Below are 22,594 nucleotides of genomic sequence, written 5' to 3'. Positions count from 1 at the left end.
GGGCCTTGACCCCAGATAGTGGACACGCTTGATCCAGGTTCGTCCTGGAGGAAGCGAGATGATCCACTCATGGCGAGGAAGAACTATTCCGAGGAGTTCCGCCTCGATGCGGTCGAGCTCTACCGGTGCACCGATGGCGCGACGATCAGACAGATCGCGGACGAGCTCGGGGTCTACGACGCGACGTTGTCGAGCTGGCTCAAGGCAGCCGGCGTGCCGACAAGGTCGGCCTCCGGGACGACGGCGTCGTCGACCACCGGTGGTGGGGCCGGGACCGCCGAGGAGGAGAACGCCCGGCTGCGCGCCCAGGTCGCCCGCCTGGAGGCAGATCTCAAGCGCACCGAGACCGAGAAGGACATCTTGAAGAAGGCGGCGAAATATTTCGCCGGGGAGACGAACTGGTGAGCCGCTTCCAGTTCGTCGCCGACCACTGCGACACCTTCGAGGTCAAGCGGCTGTGCAGGGTCATGGGGATCGCCCGTTCGTCGTACTACAAGTGGGTCGCCACCGCTGGCGCCAGGGCCGCCCGCAAGGCCGCTGACGACGCCCTGGCCGCGCGGATCGTGGCGGTGCAGAAGAAGGACAAGGCCTACGGGGCGCCGCGGGTGACCGCGGACCTCAACGACGGCGTCGCCGAGCCTGAGCGGGTCAACCGCAAGCGAGTCGCCCGCGTGATGCGTCAGCACGCTCTGCCCGGGCTGCGGCTGCGCCGACGTGTACGCACCACGATCCCTGAACCCGCCGATCGCAAGTACCCCGATCTACTGGGCCGCGACTTCACCGCCGTCGAGGCGAACCGCAAGTACGTCGGCGACATCACCTACCTGCCCTGCGGTGACGGCACATTCCTCTACCTGGCCACCGTGATCGACTGCTACTCACGCCGACTGGTCGGCTGGTCGATCGCCGACCACATGCGCACCGAGCTCGTCATCGACGCCCTGGATGCCGCAGCCCGTGAACGCGGCACCCTGACTGACGCGATCTTCCACGCCGACCATGGGGCGGTCTACACCTCCAAGGACTACGCCGCTGCCTGCGCCCGCCACGGCGTGCTGCAGTCCATGGGCGCCGTGGGCTCCAGCGCGGACAACGCCCTGGCGGAGTCGTTCAACGCCACGATGAAACGCGAAACCCTCGCCGGCGCGCACGCCTACCACGGCCCCGAACACGCCCGCCGGACCGTGTTCCGCTGGATCAACCACTACAACAAGCGCCGCCGCCACTCCTGGTGCGGATACCGCTCACCGATCACCTACGAGACCACGACCACCGCTACGCTGCGACTGGTCGCCTAACCACCCAGCGCGTGTCCACTATCTGGGGTCAAGGCCCACCGAACGATCCTCTGCGCCTGCGGGCGGCGATCTCGTCCTTCTTCTGCGGGACCACCGCCTTGATCCCGCGGGCAGTGAGCATCCTTCGTGTTACACCCGAGGAGTGGACGCGATCGGCAAGGACCGCGTCGGGCCTGATGCGCGGTCGGCCGGCGCCCAGGCGTGGGACACGGATGTCGGCCAGCACGCTGGCGGGCATCGCTCCGTCGTTCCGCTGCCCGCCAGTGACGACCGCGGCCAATGGCCGCCCACCGCCGTCGACCGCGGCCAATGGCCGCCCACCGCCGTCGACCGCGGCCAATGGCCGCCCACCGCCGTCGACCGCGGCATGAATCTTGGTCGTCAGACCGCCGCGGGATCGTCCGATGCCGTGCCCGGCAGGTTCACACTCGCCGCCGAGCGGGCTGTGGACGAACCCCTCGGGCCTCGGCGTGTAGTTCGACGCCGCCCCCTGTGTCCTGCTCCGGGCGGGTCGTGTTCGTCGCGTGTTGGTGGGCGCGGGTGATCGTCGCATCCACACTCACGGCCCAGTCGATCTTTCCCTCAGCGTCCGCCTGAGCGAGCAGTGCCTGCAGGACCCGTTCCCAGGTGCCGTCCTCGGCGTAGCGTCGGTGCCGGTTCCACACCGTCTTCCAGGAGCCGAACTCCTCCCGAGGTAGATCGCGCCAAGGAATCCCCGTCCGATACCGGTAGACGATCCCTTCGACCACCCGCCGGTTGTCACCGAACGGACGACCCCGGCGGCCCGCGTTCGACGGCAGCAGCGGCTCGATCTGCTCGCACAGCGCATCGGACAACGACCGGAACTGCGACGAACTCACCCGGCGATCATGCCGCGAGCCTCAGCGCGCATATGGGAGACACGCCGTAGCCGCTGCTCCTGCTGTCGCGTTCCACCAAGTGCGATAGCCCAGTTCGTTCTGCCTATGCCTGGTTCTTAGCACGCTCGCGGCGCTTGAACTCCGCAGCGATGTTCCCGTCAGGCCAGTCTGTGAACGCGGTGAGCCGGTAGTAGCTGCGGATGCGCCCGTTCTCCTTGCGTTTGATGGTCTCGTAGTCCCAGCCGAGCTCCCTCAGCTCGCGCATCCGCTTCTGCCAGTCCTCTTGACACTGGTGCATCGATGCCACGACGCCAACGACCTGCGACGGTGCATCGACACCGGCGGCATGGAAGGCCTTCAGCAGCTCGCCGATGCGGCGGTGCGGCTCCATTTACGAGGTCGCGGCACGGATCTGCTCCTCGAACGGGTCCAGCGATGAATAGAACGCCTGCTTGTCGTGGTTGCACTGTGCGCAGAGCGGCTGGAGGTTTTCGATGTCGTCCGTTCCGCCCCAACTGTGCGGGATCTTGTGATCGACTTCCAGCTTCACGTGGTCGTCGGCCGGGGTCTTCCCGTACTGTGCGCACCGCTTCGCGCTAAGCACCTCGCCGCGCACCCTCGGGGAGATCCCGCCACGTCCGTCCCGGATGGTGTCTGCGCGGCCGTCGAGACGGTATACGTGCGCGCGGCCGGAGCGCACCGCGGGCAGCTTGAACCAGTTACGTCGTTCCCGGACTCGCCGGTCGGTCTGCGAATGTGACTCGCCGTTCTCAGCTGCGGCATGCTCCCGGATTTCCACCATCGTCGGCGGGTTCGCGCGCCGCTCATACAGGAACTCGTACAGCGAGCGCAGGCCCTCGCGCGTCAGGAGCTGCCGTAGCTCGTCACTATCGGGCCCGGGGAGATCGTTCTCGCTCATCGTGGCAGCACCGGGGCAGGCGATTCGATCTTCTCTTCCTGCCCGGCAAGCTTCCACCAGCCGCCCGCGATCTCGACGCCGTCTTGCGAGGTTGCGGGCACGACCTGGATGCTGACAAGTTCGCCAGGCTCGGGGGTCGTGGCGCCGAGTGCGGCCGCCAGGTTGCGCTGCACGGAGTAGTCACCGCCGAGGATGAGATAGCCCTCGGGGCGCAGGGCGCTGCGAGAGCCGCCGTTATCGCGCACGCGCTTCATGTAGTCGTCTTGCTGGGCGACCGTGGCGATGATGTTCCGGGACAGGCGCCGGTTGGTGGCCCGGCGGAACAGCTCGTTGAGCCTGGCCTGCCCGCTGCGTGCGGCCATAATCTCGGCCACGACGGGAGGCGGGAGCTGGAGCAGGGCGTTGGGCTGTATCGGTGCGTCCTTGAACAGCCAGGTGATCTGCGTACGGCCGTGTGCGTTCAGGCCCGTCTTCTTGTCGCGGTTCTCGCTCGTGCGACGGTTCTCTTCGGTCACTCGCACGACCCCGGCGCTCCAGACCGATCGCTGGTCATCGGCCTGGGTGACGAGGATGATCTGGTCGAAGCTCTCGATCGGCAGCATCCATGCGCCTGTGTGAGAGTACTTGCAGTCGACCTCGAGCCCGGCGATCTTGAAGTCGAGCACGTCTCCGTCGGTGAGCTTGAGCTCGCGCTGGAGATTGATCTCGATGAGCGTGCCGAAGTGCGTCTTCTCCGTCTTGAACAGCTGGTCGACGCTGTACCGGCCGGTGTGCTGGCCGTCATAAAGCTGATCGAACGTGGCCCGGAACACCTTCGCCATCCGCGTCCCGTCAGGGTCAAGTCGGCGCAGCTCGGCCACGACCGCGGCAACGCTAGGGCCAGCAGCAGGTGCGGGAAGGTCAATCAGGGTCACCCCTTCACCATAGGGGTCGTAGCCCACTTAACTTCTGGTCCCCGCCGCGCGATGCCCAGCCTGAATGTCGGAGGTGCACGGTTCTATAGCACTGCTGGCGTGGCCCGCGCTCAGCGCAGAGAGAGGAAGCGCGCATGTCCGGACCCAACTTCATGAAGTACGACCTTGGCAGGATCGAGAAGGGCTCGACCGTCGTTGTCACGCTGAGCACCGGGGCGAACGTCCGGCTCATGGACTCCTCGAACTTCACTAGCTACCGCAACGGGCGCGAGCACCGTTACTACGGCGGGCTCGCAAAGCGGACCCCGTTCCGCATCGTCGTCGCCTCGACCGGGACCTGGTACGTCACTGTCGACCTGGCGGGGCTTCGGGCAACCTCGGTCCGCTCCGGCGTCCGGGTCGAGCCGCCCGCCCTGCCGGTCGCCTGACCTGCCCGGAACGCGCCCCTGTCGGGCATCCGCTCCGAGCCGCCGGTCCGGCTGACCCGGGATGAGTCCGGGCAGACGTGGGACATTTTCGTCTCGCATGCCAGCGAGGACAAGGCCGCCGTCGCCAGCCCACTGGCGGCTGCCCTGGAAGAGCGCGGCCTGCGAGTATGGATCGACAAGGGCGAGTTGCGCATTGGCGACAGCCTGCGCCGGAAGATCGACGACGGCCTGGCGCACTCCTCGTTCGGGATCGTCGTGTTCTCCAAGTCGTTCTTCGCCAAGGGGTGGCCGCAGTACGAGCTCGACGGCATCGTCGGGCTCTCGGTGGCCGGGAAGCAGCGCATGCTGCCGATCTGGCACGAGATCTCCAAGGACGAGGTCGAGCAGCAGTCGCCATCTCTCGCGGACAAGATCGCCCGCACGACCGCGACCAGCACGATCGCTGAGATCGCCGACGAGATCGCCTCTGTCGTCCGCGACAGCATCGCCGCCTGACCCGCATGCCCAAACTCACCGAGGAGCAGAAAGCCGAGCGTGCCCTGAAACGCCGCCGGGCCGAGGCGCTGAAGGTGGAGGCCCAGGCATTCCGGCACGAGGCGAAACGCCGCGAGTGGGCCCAGCAGGGCATGTACCTGACACGAGAGGGAGCCCAGGCCGGTGCGCTCTGCCGCGGCTGCGGTCTTCCCGCCGCGGACAAGCTCGGTGAGCGGCCGCCGCTCACGCACCTCACCGATCAGGAGCGCGCTGAAGACGACGCGGCCGAGGCCGCATTCCAGGCAGCGCAACCGGACTGCGGAACCTACAGCCGGAGCATCAGCGGATCGCGGACCCGGCACTGCGGCCTGTGCTGCCCGCCGCACCCGATACCGGAGACGGCGCTAGGTGTACTGACCCAGCAGGTTGGTGACGCTCGCCAGGGCATGAGCAAGGGGTAGATCCCGAAAGGAGGATGGAAGTACTCCTACATCCGCCGGCCAAGAAGGACCTACCCCTCATGCCTGACGCTAACGCCCCGTTGACCCCTGCCGGAAGACTGCGCCTGATCGAACGCTGCCAGACCCGCCCGATCGCCCATGTCGCGGCCGAAGCCGGCATCTGGCGGGCGTGCCTGTCGAAGGCGAACGCCCGCTACGAGTCCGACGGGACCGAGGGCCTGGTCGATCGCTCCAGCGCCCCTACGCCCGCCCGACCCAACTCGGACCCGAGATCGTGGACCTGATCGAGACGTGGCGGCGCGAGAAGAAGTGGGCCGCTCGCCAGATCCACATCGAGCTCACCGGACGCGGCCATCAGGTCTCGATCGCGACGATTGGGCGCTGGTTCGTGCGCCCGGGGATCAACCGGCGCAAAGACCTCGACCCCACGGGCGAGAGCAACAAGAGACCGGGCAAGATCATCGCCCGGTTCGCCGGGTACGTGGTCCACCTCGACGCCGAAGGTGGTCGGACGTATCCCTGACGGCGGCGGGTGGCGTGCCCACGGACGCGGATCAGCAGCGGACAAGGCCGCCCAGCGCGCGAAGCCCAAGGGCGCCAGGGCCGGATACGTCTACCTGCACTCGATCATCGACGGCTACTCACGCCTGGCCTACACCGAGGCCCACGAGAACGAGACCGCAGCGACCACGATCGGGTTCTTCGCCCGCGCCCGGGCGTTCTTCGCCGCGCACGCCATCACCCGGATCGTGCGCGTGATCGCCGACAACGGGTCGAACTACCGGGCGAAGAACATCGTGCGCGCGGTGCTCTCGGCAGCCTCACGCCACCAACGGATCCGCCCCTACACGCCCAAGCACAACGGCAAGATCGAACGCTACAACCGGATCCTGGCCGAAGAACTTCTCTACTCCCGCATCTGGTCGACCGAAGCCGAACGACGCGTCGCGATCGCCACCTGGAGCATCCACTACAACTATCATCGCAACCACACCGCCATCGGGAACCGACCCCCAGCCTCACGACTCCGGGCCTGTGTCACCAACCTCATGAACCAGAACAACTAGCGGCAGTATCGGCGCGCTGCTTGGCTATCCGCGCGGCGACGCGGTCGTCGGGGGCGGCGTCTCGCGAACCTGGTCATGGTCGCCGGCTTCGCCTCCGTCGTCGCGCCGTTGGCCCCCTTCCTCCTGATCGTTGCGGGCATTGTCGCCGCGGTGACCGGCACCACTGCACCGGTTCCATGCAAGTCGCCGACGGTGGCACGGTCTCATGCACCGTGGACGGTTCGACGTTCGCCGACAACGATCCGGCGGCGAACGCGTGCGGCGGCGACGGTAGTGGCCGTACCCCTGCCGCGGACCCGTGCCTGGAGCCGACAGTGCTTGGGCATCGGGCCCGCTGCGACACGGCCGAGCCATTCGGCCACCTCACGGCAACGTCCAAGCAGGATTATGTCTCGTGACGGGGTCAGTGGAGACTTGGAACTGACGCTTCGACGGTAGTCGGAGCGGGGTTGTGATGGTAGTAGTAGTACTGCGCGAAGCCGGTGGGTGGGACGAGGCTGATCTCGCCGTGCAGGCGTCGGTGGTTGAGCCAGTCGATGTACTCCGCGGTCGCGATCTCGAGGCCGCCGATGTTCTTCCACGGACCCCTGTTTCGTACGAGTTCAGCCTTGAACAGCGAGTTGCACGCTTCAGCCATGGCGTTGTCATAAGAGTCGCCGGTCGGTCCGACCAAGGCCATGGCACCGGCCTGCGTGCGCCGCCGGGTGTAGCGAATTGCGGCGTACTGGACTCCTTTGTCGCTGTGGTGCCTCAGACCGGTCAAGTCGGCGCCCTCGCGGGTGCGGGACCAGATCCCTACCTCGAGCGCGTCTAACGCGAAGTCGGCGCGCAATGACGCGACAGTTGCCAACCGGCGACGTGGCGGGAGTGGAGGTCGACGATGCACGCCGCGTAGACCCGGCCGACGAGCGTGCGGCAGTACGTGATGGCAGCGACCCATTGCTGGTTGTGTGTGGTCGCGGTGAACTGGCGTTGGACCAGGTCCGGGCGAGTGTTGGGACGACGCTCGGCGATCGAGGTGCGCCGACCGTCCAGCGCGGGATCTGGTGGCCCTGACGATTCAACTCGGCGTGGACAATACTCACCCCGTAGACCCCGTCGTTGTGCTGATGAATCTTGCGGATCACGCTGAGTCGCTGTGCGTTGGACACCGACCGCCACGAAGGCGATCGTGACTTGGCGGCGCAGTAGGTGCACAGAGCGATCTGGAGCACCACGCAGATCGGCGTGACCCCGAGGTCACGACCCTCGAGGACCTCACGACGGTGCAAGTCGAGATTGGCCACTACCTAGGCGACGGGCAGTCGGGGTCGGCTACGAAGACGGCCGACGCACTGCGCAAAATGTGGATAGCACGGCGCAACTCGCGGCTCTCCCGTTCGAGCTCGGTCAACCGCTGCGCATCGCTCGTCGTAGGTCCAGGCCGATGACCAGCATCGACCTCAGCCGGTATCACCCAGTTGTGCAACGTCTCGGGGTTGATCCCGAGTTGCTCGCCGACCCTCGCCAAAGCGCCATTGCGCGTCGCAGGATCACGCCGCAGATCGACCGCCATCCAGATCGCGCACTCCCGAGCTTCGTCCGGGTACTCCCTCAGTTCTGCCATCACTCTCATCCTCTCGGAGAATGTAAGGCCCCACCAGGCCCGGCACGACCGCTCGTGCACTCCGGCGGACCTCCACGGGCGGAATCTCAACGATCTGAACATGCTTGACCAGGTCAGAGTTCATTCACACCGAAGAGGTCACTGGTTCGAACCCAGTATCGCCCACCCGAGACGAACGACCCCTGATCCGCGGAGACGCGGACCAGGGGCCGTTTGCGTGCGGCCGTGCACGCGTCAGACGACGGTCTCCGCCGATCGCCGGCCGGGTGTCCACGGCAGGGGGGACTCCGCCACGAGCGATCCCGGCACGTCGAGGACCCGCTGGTTGCGGCTGCCGCGGAACGCGAGGGAGAGGTCGCGTTCGTCGCGGCGGAACGGTCCGTCGACCAGGACGTCGACGTGCTGGAGCAGCTCTCGCTTGTCCGGGCTGCCGGCCAGGAGTTGCTCGAACGTGTACCCGCTCCATGCCCAGATGTCCTTGGTGCGCCCAAACCGTTCGCGGACGCGCCCGGCGAGCCGGAGACAGACCTCGGTGTTGAGGAACGGCTCACCGCCGAGGAGGCTCAGCCCCTGGACCGCCGGGTGTGCGAGGTCGTTGAGCACCCGGTCCTCCAGCTCGCGCGTGTACGGCGTGCCGTAGCGAAAGCTCCAGGCCGCCTCGTTGAAGCAGCCGTCGCACGCGAAGAGGCACCCGCTGACGTACAGGCTGCACCGCACGCCCTCGCCGTCGACGAAGACGAACGGCTTGTAGTCGGCGACTTGACCGTGGCTGACCCGGGCGGAGAGCCAGTCGGGCCGGGGCTCACGCATCTCGTGGACCTGCGTCGGGGGAGGGCGCCGCGGCGTCGAGGTGCTTGACCCGCGCCGAGATCTCGGCATGACGGCCCTGCACCATGGGGCGGGCCTGGGGGTTGCCGAGGTAGCCGCAGGTGCGCTTGACGACGTCGCACGTGCGCGGGTCGTCGTTGCCACACCCCGGGCAGGCGAAGCCCCGGGCGGTGGGCGTGAAGTCGCCGGAGAAGCCGCACGCGTAGCAGCGGTCGATCGGGGTGTTGGTCCCGAGGTATCCGACGCGGTCGTAGGCGTAGTCCCACACAGCCTCGAGCGCGGACGGGTTCTGCTCGAGCACCGGGTACTCGCAGTAGTGGATGAAGCCGCCCGAGCTGAACTGCGGGTACGGGTGCTCGAAGTCCAGCTTCTCGAACGGTGTCGGGTTCTTGCGCACGTCGTAGTGGAAGCTGTTCGTGTAGTAGCCCTTGTCGGTGATGTCAGGGATGGCGCCGAAGCGGGCCGTGTCGAGGCGGCAGAAGCGGTCGGTCAGACTCTCGCTCGGGGTGGCGTACACGGAGAACCGGTAGCCGTGGGTGCGGGTCCAGGCCTCGGCCGCCTCGGCGAGCCGGCGGACGACGTCCAGCGTCAGTGCCTTGGCGGCGGGGTCGCTCTCCCAGGCGCCGCCGAAGAAGGCGGTCGCCACCTCGTACAGTCCGATGTACCCGAGCGAGACGGTGGCCCGGCCGTCCCGGAACAGCTCGTCGACGGCGTCGTGCGGGCCGAGTCGTCGGCCGAAGGCTCCGTACCGGTACAGGATCGGCGCGTTCCCGGGAACCGCCTCGGTGCAGCGGGCGATCCGGTAGACCAGGGCGTCGTGGACGGTCTCGAGCCGCTCGTCGAGGAGCGACCAGAACCGCTCGAGGCTGCCGTCGGCCTCGAGGGCGACGCGGGGGAGGTTGAGGGTGACGACGCCCAGGTTCATCCGTCCGTCGACAACCTCGTTCCCGTCGGGGTCGGTCCAGGACGGCAGGAAGGAGCGGCAGCCCATCGGCGTCTTGAAGCTCCCCGTGATCTCGACGATCTTGTCGTAGTTGAGCACGTCGGGGTACATCCGCCGGGTCGAGCACTCGACCGCCAGCTGCTTGATGTCGTAGTTCGGGTCGGTCGGCTCGAGGTTGAGCCCCCGCCGCAGCGAGAAGATCAGCTTGGGGAAGATCGCGGTGCGGTGCTCGGCACCGAGCCCGTCGATCCGGACCTGGAGGATCGCCCGCTGGATCTCCCTCTCGAGCGGCCCCGCGCCGAGCCCCAGGCCGAGGGAGGTGAACGGTGTCTGGCCGTTCGACGTGAACAGCGTGTTGATCTCGTACTCCAGGGACTGCATCGCGTCGTAGACGTCCTTGCGGGTCCGGGCCTGCGCGTACTCCTCCCGACGCTCGGGCTCGCTCACCCACCTCTCCGCCTCGGCGCGGTGCTTCGCCAGGTTCTTCGCGGCGTAGGGCGCGAGCAGCTCGTCGATCCGGTCGACCGAGCATCCGCCGTACTGGCTCGAGGAGACGTTCGCGATGATCTGGGCGATCTGGGCGGTCGCGGTGCCGATCGACCGGGGGGACTCGACCTCGGCGTTGCCGATCCGGAAGCCCTGGCCGAGCATCGACGTGAAGTCGATGAGGCAGCAGTTCGTCATCGGCGAGTACGGGTGGTAGTCGAGGTCGTGGTAGTGGATGTCGCCCTTCTGGTGGGCGTTCGCGACGTGCGGCGGCATCATGCCGAGCCCGACGACCTTCCCGACGGCCCCGGCGGTCAGGTCTCTGCGCGTGTTGAAGACGTTGCTGTCCTTGTTGGCGTTCTCGTTGACGACGGTGGAGCGTCCGGCGTCGAGCTGGTCGAGGGCTGTCTCGAGGCTCGTCGAGGCGGCACGGTCCGCGGCACGTTCGACCCACCGTCGTTCGTACGCGGCCGCGGCCTCGGCGAGTCCGGCCGCCACGAGTCCCTGCATCACGGCCTCGCGGATGTCCGCGACGGCGATCTCCGTCCGTCCGTGACCGCCGACCCGGGTCACGACGCTGTCGACCAGCCCCGCGACGTCGGCGTCGCGGGGGTCGCAGGACTCCGTCGCGGCACGGACCGACCGCGCGAGTCGTGCCGAATCGAACGCGAGACGTCGTCCGTCCCGTTTTGTCACGATCGACGCGTTGCCCTCGACGGGGCCGTGGTTCGACAGACGATCCGACTCGACAACAGTCACGGTTCTCCTCGGGCTTTGGCGAGCCTCGCCGCGCGAGGGGCATCGAGATTCACATCATCTAGTGGGTCGATCTGAATCTGATACTAGATGTAGTGGTCGACGCGTGCTGCCGGGAGAAGGCCTGTCAGATCGTCCGCCGCATCGGGCTGCGGAGGATCTGTCGAAAATAGGTGTGGTGTCAGAATGTCGGGCGTGCGCCGGTGCGGCCCGCCGGACGTCAGGCGCTCGGGCCCGACTGGCGACGCCCCGTCTCGCGCTCCCAGGCGTCGAGCTGCTTGGTCAGGGCGCTCGCCAGCTCGAAGACCTGCTCCGGAGGGATGCGGATGCGCGAGACGACCTTGACGGGCAGGTCCGACACCTCACGGTCCGTCTCGGGGTCGCGCCGCGAGATCGGTGGCGACTTCATCGCGACGAAGTCAATGACGAACGTCGACTGGGTGTGCCACAACCGGGCGAAGTCGGCGGGGACGCCCGCCTCGTTCTCCACGGGCAGGTCGATCTGAAGATTGCGCTGCTGGCGTTCTGCCGGCTGGTCCATGAGTGCCTCCTCGGTGTCGTGGGCGACGCTACGGCGTCGGGCAGGGCAGCGCACCAGGGGCGAACGGGACGTTGCTCAGATCTCCGACGCCTGCCGGGTGAGGGCGACGTTTCCGGCCTAGCGTGGAGAGGAGCGGGGCACGAGCCTCGCCGTCCCGGACGCAGGAGGTTGACCGTGAGCGACATCTTCAACAAGGCGAAAGAGGCCATGACCGACGAGCGCGTCGACCAGGTCGCCGAGCAGATCAAGGACAGGACGCCGGACGACGTCGACGACAAGGTGGACCAGATCAAGGAGCAGGCGAAGAAGTACAACGACTGACCCGCCAGGGATCGGTAGGATCAGGGGCGCCGCCGGTCGGTGGCGCCCCTGTCGATCTCGAGGAGATTTCCGTGTCGCAGCCCGATGTGTCCGCCGTACCCGTCACCGTCGACGGTGAGGCGACGACGATGACGCCGGGCACCACCGGCGCCGACCTGTTCGCCGGACGGCGCGAGGTGGTCGTGGTCCGGGTCGACGACGAGCTCCGCGACCTCGACCAGCCGCTGCCCGAGGGCGCCGTCGTGGAGGCGGTCACGATCGACTCTCCGGACGGGCTCTCCGTCCTGCGCCACTCGGCGGCCCACGTGCTCGCCCAGGCGGTCCAGCAGGTGGACCCCGACGCGAAGCTCGGCATCGGCCCGCCGATCACCGACGGCTTCTACTACGACTTCGACGTCGAGACGCCCTTCACCCCCGAGGACCTGAAGAAGCTCGACAAGGCCATGGCGCGCATCATCAAGGAGGGTCAGACCTTCCGTCGTCGTGTCGTGACCGAGGACGAGGCGCGCGCAGAGCTCGCGGACGAGCCGTACAAGCTCGAGCTCATCGGGCTCAAGGGCGGCGCGAGCGACGACGACGGGTCCTCCGTCGAGGTCGGTGCCGGCGAGCTGACGATCTACGACAACGTCCGCGGTGCCGGTCGCGAGAGCGAGACGGTGGTCTGGAAGGACCTCTGCCGCGGCCCGCACCTGCCCAGCACCAGGCTCATCGGCAACGGGGTCCGGCTCATGCGCAGCGCCGCCGCCTACTGGCGAGGCAGCGAGAAGAACGACCAGCTGCAGCGTGTCTACGGCACCGCCTGGCCGACCAAGGACGAGATGCTGGCCTACCTCGACCGGCTCGCCGAGGCCGAACGGCGCGACCACCGTCGTCTCGGCTCCGAGCTCGACCTCTTCTCCTTCCCGGACCAGATCGGCTCCGGGCTTGCGGTGTTCCACCCCAAGGGCGGCATCATCCGCAACGAGATGGAGGACTACTCCCGGCGCAAGCACGTCGAGGGAGGCTACTCGTTCGTCAACACCCCGCACATCACCAAGGGGCAGCTGTTCGAGACGTCCGGCCACCTCGACTGGTACCGCGAGGGAATGTACCCGGCGATCCACCTGGACGAGGTGCTCGACGACGACGGCGCCGTCGTCAAGCCGGGCCAGGACTACTACCTCAAGCCGATGAACTGCCCGATGCACAACCTGATCTTCGACTCCCGCGGGCGCTCCTACCGCGAGCTGCCGCTGCGGCTGTTCGAGTTCGGGACGGTGTACCGGTACGAGAAGTCGGGCGTCGTGCACGGCATGACCCGCGCGCGCGGGTTCACCCAGGACGACGCGCACATCTACTGCACCCGTGACCAGATGAAGGACGAGCTCACCACGACCCTCACCTTCGTGCTGGACCTGCTCAAGGACTACGGGCTCGACGACTTCTACCTCGAGCTCTCCACGCGGGACCCGGAGAAGTCGGTCGGCTCGGACGAGGTCTGGGAGGAGGCGACCCGCACCCTCGAGGAGGTCGCCACCGCCTCGGGGCTCGAGCTCGTGCCCGACCCGGAGGGCGCCGCGTTCTACGGTCCCAAGATCTCCGTCCAGGCACGCGACGCGATCGGTCGCACCTGGCAGATGTCGACCATCCAGCTCGACTTCAACCTCCCCGAGAAGTTCGAGCTCGAGTACACGGCCGCGGACGGCACCCGTCAGCGTCCGGTGATGATCCACCGTGCACTCTTCGGGTCGATCGAGCGCTTCTTCGCCGTGCTGCTCGAGCACTACGCGGGCGCCTTCCCCGCGTGGCTCGCCCCCGTCCAGGTGCTGGCGATCCCGGTCGCCGAGCCCTTCAACGCCTACCTGGAGGAGATCGTCGGCCGGCTGCGCGCGCAGGGCATCCGGGCCGACGTCGACGTGTCCGACGACCGGTTCGGCAAGAAGATCCGCAACGCGAGCACGCAGAAGATCCCGTTCGTGATGATCGCCGGGGGTGAGGACGTCGAGGCCGGCGCGGTCTCGTTCCGCTTCCGTGACGGTACGCAGGAGAACTCCGTGCCGGTCGACGAGGCCGTCGAGCGGGTCGTGGCGGCCGTACGCGACCGCGTGCAGGTCTGACGATGGCAGCGCCTGGACCCCGCGTCGACGCGGCCGGTGACTTCCCGCCGGCCGACGACTCCCTCGAGCGTCTGTGGACCCCGCACCGCATGGTGTACATCGGGGGGCAGGACAAGCCCGAGGACGCCTCGGCGAACGCCTGCCCGTTCTGCCGTGCGCCCGAGCGGGACGACGAGGACGCGCTTGTGGTCGCCCGCGGGGAGCACTGCTTCGTCGTCCTGAACCTGTACCCCTACAACTCGGGACACCTGCTGGTCTGCCCGTACCGGCACGTGGCCGACTACACCGACTTGACCGCGCCGGAGACCGTGGAGCTGGCGGAGATGACGCAGACGGCGATGACCGTGGTCCGTTCGGTCTCCTCGCCCGCGGGCTTCAACCTCGGGATGAACCAGGGCGACGTCGCGGGCGCGGGGATCGCCGCGCACCTGCACCAGCACGTCGTGCCGCGGTGGCTCGGCGACGCGAACTTCCTGCCGATCGTGGGCCAGACGAAGGCCGTGCCCGAGCTCCTGGCCGACACCCGGCGACGGTTCGCCGAAGCCTGGCCGGAGGGGGACTGATGTTCGGCAGGCTCCGCGGGCTGACCACCCGGATCTTCACCCCGCTCGGCGCACTCCTCCTGCGGTGGGGCGTGAGCCCCGACGCCGTCACCGTCGTCGGCACCCTCGGCGTCATGGTCAGTGCGCTCTGGCTCTTCCCCACGGGCCACCTGTTCGCGGGGACGATGGCCGTCATGGTCTTCGCCTTCTCGGACGTCCTGGACGGCAACATGGCGCGCCAGGCCGGACGGACGGGCACCTGGGGCGGGTTCCTCGACTCCACGCTCGACCGGCTCGCCGACGCCGCGGTCTTCGCCGGCCTCCTGCTGTGGTGCTGGTCCGTGGACGACGTCTGGGGCATGGGCGCGGCGCTCGCGTGCCTGGCGCTCGGCGGGGTGGTGCCGTACGCGCGTGCCAAGGCCGAGAGCCTGGGGGCGACCGCGAGCGTCGGCATCGCCGCTCGCGCGGACCGCCTCGTCCTCGCCCTCGTGGCCTCGGGATTCGTCGGGATCGGCGTCGACCAGCTGCTCCTGACGGGCATGCTGACCCTGCTCGCGGCCGCGAGTGCCGTCACGGTCGTCCAGCGCATCCTGGTCGTCCGGCGCCAGCTCGCGACGGCGGAGCCCGACCCGACGCCGCGGACCGGGTGATCCGTATCGCCCGCTCTGCGTTCCTCCTCGCCTGGAAGCATGCCCACCGGGTGCCCGCGCCCGTCCTGCGCGGGGCGTTCGGTCTCGGTGCCGACTACGTCTGGTGGCGTCGGACGGCGGGGGTCCGACGTCTCGAGGCCAATCTTCGCCGCGCCCGTCCCGAGGCCTCCGGCGACGAGATCCGCAGGCTCTCGCGCGCCGGCATGCGCAGCTACATGCGGTACTACAGCGAGGTGCTCACGCTTGCGCACCTGGGGGACGACGTCGTCGACGCCCGGGTGCGTACCCGCGGGGCCGACGCCGTGCGCGCCGAGCTCGCCGCCGGACGCTCACCTCTCCTGGCGCTCGGCCACCTGGGCAACTGGGACCTCGCGGGTGCGTGGGCCGCGCGCCACCTCGCGCCGGTGCTGACCGTCGCGGAGCGGCTGGAACCGCCCGAGCTCTTCGACGAGTTCGTCGCGCTCCGCAACGCCGTCGGGATCGAGATCATGGCCCTCGGCGACGTCGGGGTGTTCCGCGACCTCACGCGCGCCGCCGGGGCCCCGGGCCGGGTGCTTCCCCTCCTGGCCGACCGTGACCTGACCGCCAGCGGCATCGAGGTCGACCTGCTCGGCGAGCGCGCTCGTGCCGCGGCGGGGCCCGGGGCGCTCGCGGCCGCCACCGGGGCACCCCTGTTCGTCGCCGTGCTCTACTCCGAACGGCTCCACGGGACGGCACGCCGTGCCGCACGGTCGCCCTGGGGAATGGTGATCGAGTTCCGGCGCGTCGAGATCCCTGACGTGCACCGTGCTGAGAAGATCCAGGCGATCACCCAGGCCTGGATGGACCTTCTCGGCGAGGGGATCCGCGAGCACCCGGAGGACTGGCACATGCTGCAGCGTGTGTTCGTCGACGACCTCGACGCCGACCGCGACGCCGAGATCCGGCGTCGGACACCCGCCGACGAAGGAGGCGCAGGATGACCCGGCCGCTGCGGATCGGCATCGTCTGCCCCTACTCCTTCGACGCGCCCGGGGGAGTCCAGTTCCACATCCGCGACCTCGCCGAGGAACTGATGGAGCGGGGACACTCGGTCGACGTCCTCGCCCCGGCCGACGAGTCCACACCCGTCCCGGACTACGTGACCTCGGCCGGCAAGGCCGTCCCCGTCCGGTTCAACGGGTCCGTCGCCCGGCTCACCTTCGGGCCTCGTGCGAACGCCAAGGTCCGCCGATGGCTCGACGCGGGGCAGTTCGACGTCCTGCACCTGCACGAGCCGATGACCCCCAGCCTGAGCATGCTCGCCCTCTGGGCCGCCACGTGCCCCGTCGTCTGCACGTTCCACACGTCGCTCGTCCGATCGCGTGCGCTCCAGTTTGCCAACCCGCTCGCCCGGTCGAGCCTGGAGAAGATCGACGCGCGGATCGCGGTCTCCGAGGACGCCCGTCGCACGCTGATCGACCACCTCGGGGGAGACGCCGTCGTCATCCCCAACGGCGTCTACGTCGAGAAGTTCGCCGACGCCGAGCCCGCGGCACGCTGGCAGGGAACACCCGAGCGGCCGACCGTCGCGTTCCTCGGACGTCTGGACGAACCCCGCAAGGGACTGCCCGTGCTGACCGGCGCCGTGCCGACGATCCTCGCCAGATATCCCGGCGCGCGGATCCTGGTCGCCGGGCGGGGCGACGCCGGGCACCAGCAGGCGCTCGCGGATCTCGGCGAGAACGCGTCCGCCGTCGAGTTCCTCGGCGGCCTGAGCGACGAGGACAAGCGGTCCATGCTCGCGTCGGTCGACCTCTACGTCGCCCCCCAGACCGGTGGTGAGAGCTTTGGCATCGTCCTCGTCGAGGCGATGAGCGCCGGGGCCGGGGTGGTCGCGAGCGACCTCGGAGCGTTCCGACGGGTGCTCGACGACGGTGCGGCTGGCGGCCTGTTCGCGACGGGTGACAGCGAGGCTCTCGCCACGTCGGTCCTCGACGCCCTCGACCACCCGGAGCAGACCGACGAACGCCGCGCCGGCGCGACGCAGTTCGTCCAGCAGTTCGACTGGTCGAGCGTCACCGACCGGATCGTCGCCGTCTACGAGACCGTTCTCGCGACGAGCGAGGCCGGCCGCGACGTCGGTTCGCGGCGCACGCTCCTCTCGCGCCTGACACAGCGCGCACGGATCAAGGACGACGCATGACCGGGGCCGAGACGGCCATCGTCGTCATCGCGGTGGTCGCGGTCCTGACGTGGGTCGGGGTCGTCGCCGCGACGCGGCTGGATCGGATCCACCGCAAGGTCGTCGCCTCCCGTCTGGCGCTCGACGCCCAGCTTGTCCGCCGCGCGGCCGTCGCGACGGAGCTGGCTGGCTCCGGCGTCCTCGACCCCGCCAGCTCGTTGCTCGTGGCCGAGGCGGCCTCGGCCGTGACCCAGGACGCAGAGGACGCGCGGAACGAGCTCGCGCTCGCGCTGCCCGACCTCGACGAGGAGTCCGTGCGCTCGGTACGCGCCGGCCTCAACGGGTCGGTCGCCGAGTCTCGCGTCCGGGCGGAGAGCGAGCTGTCGGAGCTCCTGCGCACGGCTCTCGGCGACCCGGACGAGATCCGTGCGCTCGCCGAGGACCCCGACGCCGCGCCGCTGATCCACGCGCTCGGGGCCGCGTGGTACCGCGCACAGCTCGCGCGGCGCTTCCACAACATGGCTGTCGCGCACGCGCGCCAGTACCGGCGGCACTGGTCGGTGCGCCTCCTGCGACTGGCCGGACACGCACCGATGCCCGTGACCGTCGACCTCGACGACGCGCTCCCGGACGGGCTCGACCACGGGTCGGTCAGCGTGGTCGGCGGGTGATCGCGGCGCGTACGATGGTCCGGCGGCGTCCGCGGGGCGATCGCACGACCAGCAGAGTGAAGGTGAGGTAGTGGTGACGAACGAGACCACCCCGGAGGGCACGAACGTCGGGACCGCGCACGTGAAGCGTGGAATGGCGGAGATGCTCAAGGGCGGCGTGATCATGGACGTCGTCACGCCGGAGCAGGCGAAGATCGCCGAGGACGCCGGTGCAGTGGCCGTCATGGCTCTCGAGCGTGTCCCGGCCGACATCCGCGCCCAGGGCGGCGTGTCGCGCATGAGCGACCCGGACATGATCGACGGCATCATCGAGGCCGTCTCGATCCCGGTGATGGCCAAGGCGCGCATCGGCCACTTCGTCGAGGCGCAGGTCCTGCAGTCGCTCGGTGTCGACTACATCGACGAGTCCGAGGTCCTCACTCCGGCCGACTACGCGAACCACATCGACAAGTGGGCGTTCAAGGCTCCGTTCGTCTGCGGTGCGACGAACCTCGGCGAGGCGCTCCGTCGTATCACCGAGGGTGCGGCGATGATCCGCTCGAAGGGCGAGGCCGGCACCGGTGACGTCTCGAACGCGACGACGCACATGCGTCAGATCCGCCAGCAGATCCGCGCGCTCGCGTCCCTGCCCGAGGACGAGCTCTACGTGGCCGCCAAGGAGCTCCAGGCGCCGTACCAGCTCGTCAAGGAGGTCGCGGCCACAGGCAAGCTCCCGGTCGTGCTCTTCACCGCGGGCGGCATCGCGACCCCTGCCGACGCCGCGATGATGATGCAGCTCGGCGCCGAGGGCGTCTTCGTCGGGTCCGGCATCTTCAAGTCGGGCAACCCGGCCGAGCGTGCCGCGGCCGTCGTCAAGGCCACGACGTTCTTCGACGACCCCGACGTCATCGCGAACGTGTCGCGCGGTCTCGGCGAGGCGATGGTCGGGATCAACGTCGACGAGATCCCGGAGCCGCACCGGCTCGCCGAGCGCGGTTGGTGACGACACCCTGATCGACGACGCCCCCGGACCGGACGGTCCGGGGGCGTCGTCGCGCGTCGGCCGGGCATGGAACCCGTAGCCTGGCCCGATGGTCGACCTTCCTCCGCGCCGGCCCGTCCTCGGAGCCGACTGGGTGCCCGGACCGGACGGTCTGCGGCACCGACGCGCCGCGCGCGTGATCCTGCTGGACCCGGACGGCCGGGTGCTGCTCGTGCGCGGGCACGACGTCGACCAGCCGGGCCGGTCGTGGTGGTTCACCGTCGGCGGCGGGATCGACCCGGGCGAGTCGGCGTGCGCCGCCGCCGTGCGCGAGGTCCGCGAGGAGACCGGGATCGTGCTCGCCGAGGCTGATCTCGAGGGGCCCGTCGTCCGGCGCAGCGCGCTGTTCGACTTCTTCGCCGAGCACTGTCGCCAGGACGAGGAGATCTTCGTCGCCCGGGTCTCGCGCGAGAGCGCCGGTGCGTTGAGCCGGGACGGGTGGACCGCCGTCGAGCGCGAGGTGGTCGACGACGTGCGCTGGTGGTCCGCGACCGACCTGGAGACCGTCGACATCGAGGTTTTTCCGGCCGAGCTGCCCGACCTGGTGCGTTCTCTCGGGGCAGGGTGGGACGGCGTCGTGCGTCACCTGGGGACCGGGGGCGGCTAGCGCTGCGCCGCTGCCAGGCTCCGGTTCCCGGGGCCTGCTGCGCGGTCGGCGGACGGTGCGGCCGAGAGCGCGGCGAGCACCGTGCGGTGCGAGAGCCATCCGACGAGCGCCTCGCCGTCCGTCACGGCCCCGCCCTCGTCGTGGGGGAAGCGGCGTAGCGCCTCGAGAGCCTCCAACAGCGTCGAGGAGACGGGGATCCGTGCGACGTCGTCCACCGCGTCGCCGACCCGTGCCTCGGTCGCCTCGTCGTCGAGCTCGAGCACCTCCGAGGCCGCGTCGGCACGGAACTGGCCGACGAGCGCACCCTCGTCGCACACGGGAAGCGTCGTGCGGCCGCTGACGAGCAGGAGCCGGGTGGCGCTGCTCACGCGGGTCGACGACGTGACGGAGGAGGGCGCAGGTTCCATCACCGTCCGGACGGGGACGTCGTGGAGGATCTGGTCCGCCGGGTGCCCGTCGAGGACGACTCCTCGCCGGCGCAGCTTGAGGGTGTACACCGTGTCGGAGCTCAAGAGCCTGCTCGTCCCGGTCGCGAGCACGATCGCGAGCATGAGCGGCAGCACGACCGAGTACTGGTCCGTGAGCTCCACGAGCATGATGACGGCGGTCAGCGGCGCGCGGGCGGTCCCGGCGAAGACGGCGCCCATCCCCACGATCGCGAACGCCCCGGGCGAGGGCGCGAGGTCCGGGGCGACAGCGTGCACGACCTGCCCGACGGACGCACCGAGCACGGCACCGATGAAGAGCGAGGGTGCGAAGACGCCGCCCGAGCCGCCGATGCCGAGCGTCAGGCTCGTGGCGACGACCTTGCCGACGAGGAGCAGCGCGAGGAACCCGACCGCGTACCGACCGGCCACGCTCGCCTCCAGGACGGGATACCCGACGCCGTACATCTGGGGCAGCACCAGGAGGACGACCCCGAGCACAAGGCCGCCCACGGCCGGGCGGGCCCACTCCGGCCCGCGCCAGATCCTGTCGCAGAAGTCCTCGGTGGCGTAGAGGAACCGGACGAAGACCACGCCGACGAGTCCGGCGAGGACACCGAGCGCGGCGAAGACCAGGTAGGCCCAGGGACTGTCGACGGCGAACGGGGGCAGGTCGAGGAACGGTGCGTCGCCCACGAGGGCGCGCGAGACGATCGATCCGACGACGCCGGCGACCACGACCAGGCCGAACGACCCCGCCGAGTACGAGCGGAGGATCAGCTCCATGGCGAACAGTACGCCGGCGACCGGGGCGTTGAACGTCGCGGCGATCCCCGCCGCCGCGCCGGCCGCGACGACGGTGCGCACGCGATGGAGGGGCAGGTGCAGGGCCTGGGCGATCCCCGACCCGAGCGCGGACCCGATCTGGACGATCGGTCCCTCCCGTCCGACGCTGCCCCCGGAGCCGATGCAGATCGCCGAGGCGACAGCCTTGACCGCCGCGACGCGAGGGCGGATGCGGCCGCCGTTCCGGGAGACGGCGAGCATGACCTCCGGGACGCCGTGGCCGCGGGCCTCGCGGGCGTAGCGATAGACGAGCGGTCCGTAGATCAGGCCGCCGACCGCCGGGACGAGGACGACGAACCAGGGGCCGAGCCAGCTCACGCCCTCGTATCCGGGGTGGGTGCCGGGTGCCGCGGCCGAGAAGTCGGCCGTGCCGCTGAAGAGCGTGGTCGTCTCCGTGATGAGCCATCGGAACCCGACGGCGGCGAGTCCGGTCACCGCGCCGACGGCGACCGTGACGGCGACGATCCCGACGGTTCCGACACGAATGCTCGCCGCTGTTCGTGTGCGGAGACCGTGCAGGAGACGTGTAGGCATGCAATGAATGTATCAATACACCGGCCAGGCTACGGCCAGATATCCTGATCGGATGTCCGCCGTCGACGACTCCGTCCGTGCCACGCTCCAGGCCTCGCGCGCGCTTCTGGGCGTGATCGCCCGTTCCGTCGCCGATGCGCTGGAGGAGGTCTCGCTCCCGCAGTTCAGGGTCCTCGTGCTCCTCGCCCACGACGGACCGACGCGTTCGGGCGTCGTCGCCGACCATCTCGACATCCACCCGTCGACGTTCTCGCGCAACGCCGACAGGCTCGTGGCCGCAGGGTGGGTCGTCCGCACCGAGGACCCCGACCGGCGCGGGGCCGTCCGTATCGAGCTCACCGCGCGGGGGCTGCAGCTCGTGGAGGACGTGACCGAGTCCCGCCGACGAGCGATCGCCGAGATCCTCGGGGCGATGACCTCTGCCGAGCGGGAGGCTCTGACCGCCGCCCTGGACGACTTCTCCCGGGCGGCGGGAGAACCGGCCGCCCGTGACCTGCGGACCCTCGGCATCTGAGTACGGACCCGTCGTCGGGCCCGTCTACGATGGCCCGGTGAAACCCTCCATCGGTGTGCTGGCCCTGCAGGGCGACGTCCGCGAACATGTCTCGGCGCTCGAGGAGAGCGGGGCGCGAGCCGTGCCGGTGCGCCGCCCCGCCGAGCTGGAGGCCGTCGACGGCCTCGTCCTGCCGGGCGGGGAGTCGACCACGATCGACAAGCTCCTGCGGATCTTCGAGCTGCGAGACCTGCTGGTCGAACGGATCCGCCAGGGCCTGCCGGTCTACGGGTCCTGCGCCGGGATGATCCTGCTCGCCGACCGCGTGATCGACGGCTCCCACGACCAGCAGACCGTGGGAGGCATCGACATGACCGTGCGGCGCAACGCGTTCGGGCGGCAGGTCGACTCGTTCGAGACGAGCCTCGAGATGGCCGGGATCGCCGGTGGGCCGTTGCCGGCGACGTTCATCCGCGCCCCGTGGGTCGAGGAGGTCGGAACCGGCGTCGAGATCCTCGCCCGGGTGCCCGACGGCCGGGACGACGCGGCCGCCGGTAGGATCGTCGCCGTACGCCAAGGAGCACTGCTCGCGACGTCGTTCCACCCGGAGATCACGGGGGACGCGCGCGTGCACGAGCTCTTCGTCACCATCGTGAAGGAGTAA

Annotated in this window: 24 protein-coding genes and 2 pseudogenes; 16 read left to right on the top strand and 10 right to left on the bottom strand. The window is 69.4% G+C overall.

Features of this window, described 5'->3' with window-relative positions; genetic code table 11:
- The first annotated feature begins 69 nt into the window (after nucleotides 1–69).
- A protein-coding gene (locus tag Q343_RS0110330) for an IS3 family transposase (RefSeq protein WP_407946453.1) occupies nucleotides 70–1,298 on the top strand; the annotation gives its coding sequence in 2 pieces (ribosomal slippage) (nucleotides 70–385 and nucleotides 385–1,298; 1,230 coding nt in all).
- Between the two features lie 34 nt (nucleotides 1,299–1,332).
- Here Q343_RS0110330 and Q343_RS15610 read toward each other — a convergent pair.
- The 4 genes and pseudogenes from Q343_RS15610 to Q343_RS0110310 all read right to left on the bottom strand — a co-directional run.
- Nucleotides 1,333–2,158: pseudogene (locus tag Q343_RS15610) on the bottom strand (IS5 family transposase); the annotation flags it as partial.
- 103 nt (nucleotides 2,159–2,261) lie between these two features.
- Nucleotides 2,262–2,549 (bottom strand): hypothetical protein, encoded by a 288-nt coding sequence (locus Q343_RS15475; protein WP_052367107.1) that lies wholly within the window; start codon nucleotides 2,547–2,549, stop codon nucleotides 2,262–2,264.
- Complete coding sequence (locus tag Q343_RS15470) at nucleotides 2,550–3,077, bottom strand: HNH endonuclease (RefSeq protein ID WP_052367106.1); 528 nt, start codon at nucleotides 3,075–3,077, stop codon at nucleotides 2,550–2,552. It abuts the gene before it with no gap.
- Nucleotides 3,074–3,991, bottom strand: a complete 918-nt coding sequence (locus Q343_RS0110310; RefSeq protein ID WP_029253506.1) for a NaeI family type II restriction endonuclease — start codon at nucleotides 3,989–3,991, stop codon at nucleotides 3,074–3,076. The genes Q343_RS15470 and Q343_RS0110310 overlap by 4 nt, the downstream gene beginning before the upstream one ends.
- A gap of 134 nt (nucleotides 3,992–4,125) precedes the next feature.
- On the opposite strand from Q343_RS0110310, the gene Q343_RS15465 reads away from it, so the two are divergent.
- The 4 genes and pseudogenes from Q343_RS15465 (at nucleotide 4,126) to Q343_RS14035 (ending at nucleotide 6,421) form a co-directional block, all read left to right on the top strand.
- Nucleotides 4,126–4,419: a DUF1883 domain-containing protein gene (locus Q343_RS15465; protein ID WP_211248994.1), complete on the top strand. Its 294-nt coding sequence runs from the start codon at nucleotides 4,126–4,128 to the stop codon at nucleotides 4,417–4,419.
- Nucleotides 4,420–4,437: 18 nt separating this feature from the next.
- Nucleotides 4,438–4,914 (top strand): toll/interleukin-1 receptor domain-containing protein, encoded by a 477-nt coding sequence (locus Q343_RS15460; RefSeq protein WP_211248995.1) that lies wholly within the window; start codon nucleotides 4,438–4,440, stop codon nucleotides 4,912–4,914.
- A 5-nt stretch (nucleotides 4,915–4,919) separates the two neighbouring features.
- On the top strand, nucleotides 4,920–5,354 hold the full coding sequence (locus tag Q343_RS0110300) for a hypothetical protein (RefSeq protein ID WP_029253505.1): 435 nt from the start codon (nucleotides 4,920–4,922) through the stop codon (nucleotides 5,352–5,354).
- 59 nt (nucleotides 5,355–5,413) lie between these two features.
- Nucleotides 5,414–6,421 (top strand): annotated as a pseudogene (locus Q343_RS14035) (IS481 family transposase).
- A gap of 403 nt (nucleotides 6,422–6,824) precedes the next feature.
- Here Q343_RS14035 and Q343_RS14905 read toward each other — a convergent pair.
- From Q343_RS14905 to Q343_RS0110270, 5 genes are all read right to left on the bottom strand, one after another.
- A complete protein-coding gene (locus tag Q343_RS14905; protein ID WP_162175481.1) occupies nucleotides 6,825–7,253 on the bottom strand; it encodes an IS3 family transposase in 429 nt (142 codons plus the stop codon).
- A 453-nt stretch (nucleotides 7,254–7,706) separates the two neighbouring features.
- On the bottom strand, nucleotides 7,707–8,027 hold the full coding sequence (locus tag Q343_RS0110285) for a transposase (protein WP_029253504.1): 321 nt from the start codon (nucleotides 8,025–8,027) through the stop codon (nucleotides 7,707–7,709).
- A gap of 234 nt (nucleotides 8,028–8,261) precedes the next feature.
- Nucleotides 8,262–8,837: an anaerobic ribonucleoside-triphosphate reductase activating protein gene (nrdG, locus tag Q343_RS0110280; RefSeq protein ID WP_052367105.1), complete on the bottom strand. Its 576-nt coding sequence runs from the start codon at nucleotides 8,835–8,837 to the stop codon at nucleotides 8,262–8,264.
- Nucleotides 8,830–11,043, bottom strand: coding sequence for an anaerobic ribonucleoside-triphosphate reductase (gene nrdD, locus Q343_RS0110275; protein WP_052367104.1), 2,214 nt, complete (start codon nucleotides 11,041–11,043; stop codon nucleotides 8,830–8,832). The genes nrdG and nrdD overlap by 8 nt, the downstream gene beginning before the upstream one ends.
- A gap of 217 nt (nucleotides 11,044–11,260) precedes the next feature.
- Nucleotides 11,261–11,581 carry a DUF3467 domain-containing protein gene (locus Q343_RS0110270; protein WP_052367103.1) on the bottom strand — a complete coding sequence of 107 codons (321 nt, stop codon included), beginning with the start codon at nucleotides 11,579–11,581 and terminating at the stop codon, nucleotides 11,261–11,263.
- A gap of 174 nt (nucleotides 11,582–11,755) precedes the next feature.
- Here Q343_RS0110270 and Q343_RS15185 point away from each other — a divergent pair, with 174 nt between their 5' ends.
- The 9 genes from Q343_RS15185 (at nucleotide 11,756) to Q343_RS0110225 (ending at nucleotide 19,632) form a co-directional block, all read left to right on the top strand.
- Complete coding sequence (locus tag Q343_RS15185) at nucleotides 11,756–11,902, top strand: hypothetical protein (protein ID WP_155990709.1); 147 nt, start codon at nucleotides 11,756–11,758, stop codon at nucleotides 11,900–11,902.
- A gap of 128 nt (nucleotides 11,903–12,030) precedes the next feature.
- Nucleotides 12,031–13,998: a threonine--tRNA ligase gene (gene thrS, locus Q343_RS0110260; protein ID WP_248616811.1), complete on the top strand. Its 1,968-nt coding sequence runs from the start codon at nucleotides 12,031–12,033 to the stop codon at nucleotides 13,996–13,998.
- Nucleotides 13,999–14,000: 2 nt separating this feature from the next.
- Nucleotides 14,001–14,561, top strand: coding sequence for an HIT family protein (locus Q343_RS0110255; protein WP_029253499.1), 561 nt, complete (start codon nucleotides 14,001–14,003; stop codon nucleotides 14,559–14,561).
- Complete coding sequence (gene pgsA / locus Q343_RS0110250) at nucleotides 14,561–15,190, top strand: phosphatidylinositol phosphate synthase (protein ID WP_029253498.1); 630 nt, start codon at nucleotides 14,561–14,563, stop codon at nucleotides 15,188–15,190. Before Q343_RS0110255 ends, pgsA begins: the two co-directional genes overlap by 1 nt.
- Nucleotides 15,187–16,152 carry a phosphatidylinositol mannoside acyltransferase gene (locus tag Q343_RS0110245; protein WP_155990708.1) on the top strand — a complete coding sequence of 322 codons (966 nt, stop codon included), beginning with the start codon at nucleotides 15,187–15,189 and terminating at the stop codon, nucleotides 16,150–16,152. The genes pgsA and Q343_RS0110245 overlap by 4 nt, the downstream gene beginning before the upstream one ends.
- Nucleotides 16,153–16,160: 8 nt before the next feature.
- A complete protein-coding gene (locus Q343_RS0110240) occupies nucleotides 16,161–17,354 on the top strand; it encodes a glycosyltransferase family 4 protein (RefSeq protein WP_081829774.1) in 1,194 nt (397 codons plus the stop codon).
- Complete coding sequence (locus tag Q343_RS0110235; RefSeq protein ID WP_029253495.1) at nucleotides 17,351–18,004, top strand: hypothetical protein; 654 nt, start codon at nucleotides 17,351–17,353, stop codon at nucleotides 18,002–18,004. Before Q343_RS0110240 ends, Q343_RS0110235 begins: the two co-directional genes overlap by 4 nt.
- Before the next feature lie 73 nt (nucleotides 18,005–18,077).
- Nucleotides 18,078–18,986, top strand: coding sequence for a pyridoxal 5'-phosphate synthase lyase subunit PdxS (gene pdxS / locus Q343_RS0110230; protein ID WP_029253494.1), 909 nt, complete (start codon nucleotides 18,078–18,080; stop codon nucleotides 18,984–18,986).
- An 88-nt stretch (nucleotides 18,987–19,074) separates the two neighbouring features.
- Nucleotides 19,075–19,632 (top strand): NUDIX hydrolase, encoded by a 558-nt coding sequence (locus Q343_RS0110225; protein ID WP_043109956.1) that lies wholly within the window; start codon nucleotides 19,075–19,077, stop codon nucleotides 19,630–19,632.
- Here Q343_RS0110225 and Q343_RS0110220 read toward each other — a convergent pair.
- Entirely contained in the window at nucleotides 19,629–21,437 is a 1,809-nt protein-coding gene (locus Q343_RS0110220; RefSeq protein WP_081829764.1) for a chloride channel protein, read from the bottom strand. The two genes, Q343_RS0110225 and Q343_RS0110220, sit on opposite strands and share 4 nt — an antisense overlap.
- A 52-nt stretch (nucleotides 21,438–21,489) precedes the next feature.
- Here Q343_RS0110220 and Q343_RS0110215 point away from each other — a divergent pair, with 52 nt between their 5' ends.
- Nucleotides 21,490–21,951: a MarR family winged helix-turn-helix transcriptional regulator gene (locus Q343_RS0110215; protein WP_043109955.1), complete on the top strand. Its 462-nt coding sequence runs from the start codon at nucleotides 21,490–21,492 to the stop codon at nucleotides 21,949–21,951.
- Nucleotides 21,952–21,988: 37 nt separating this feature from the next.
- Nucleotides 21,989–22,594: a pyridoxal 5'-phosphate synthase glutaminase subunit PdxT gene (gene pdxT / locus Q343_RS0110210; protein ID WP_029253490.1), complete on the top strand. Its 606-nt coding sequence runs from the start codon at nucleotides 21,989–21,991 to the stop codon at nucleotides 22,592–22,594.

Origin of the sequence: Paraoerskovia marina DSM 21750 (assembly GCF_000701465.1) — a bacterium.
Taxonomy (GTDB): domain Bacteria; phylum Actinomycetota; class Actinomycetes; order Actinomycetales; family Cellulomonadaceae; genus Paraoerskovia; species Paraoerskovia marina.
Note: the sequence above shows the minus strand (reverse complement) of the source record. Positions and strands in the feature narration are given on the sequence as shown.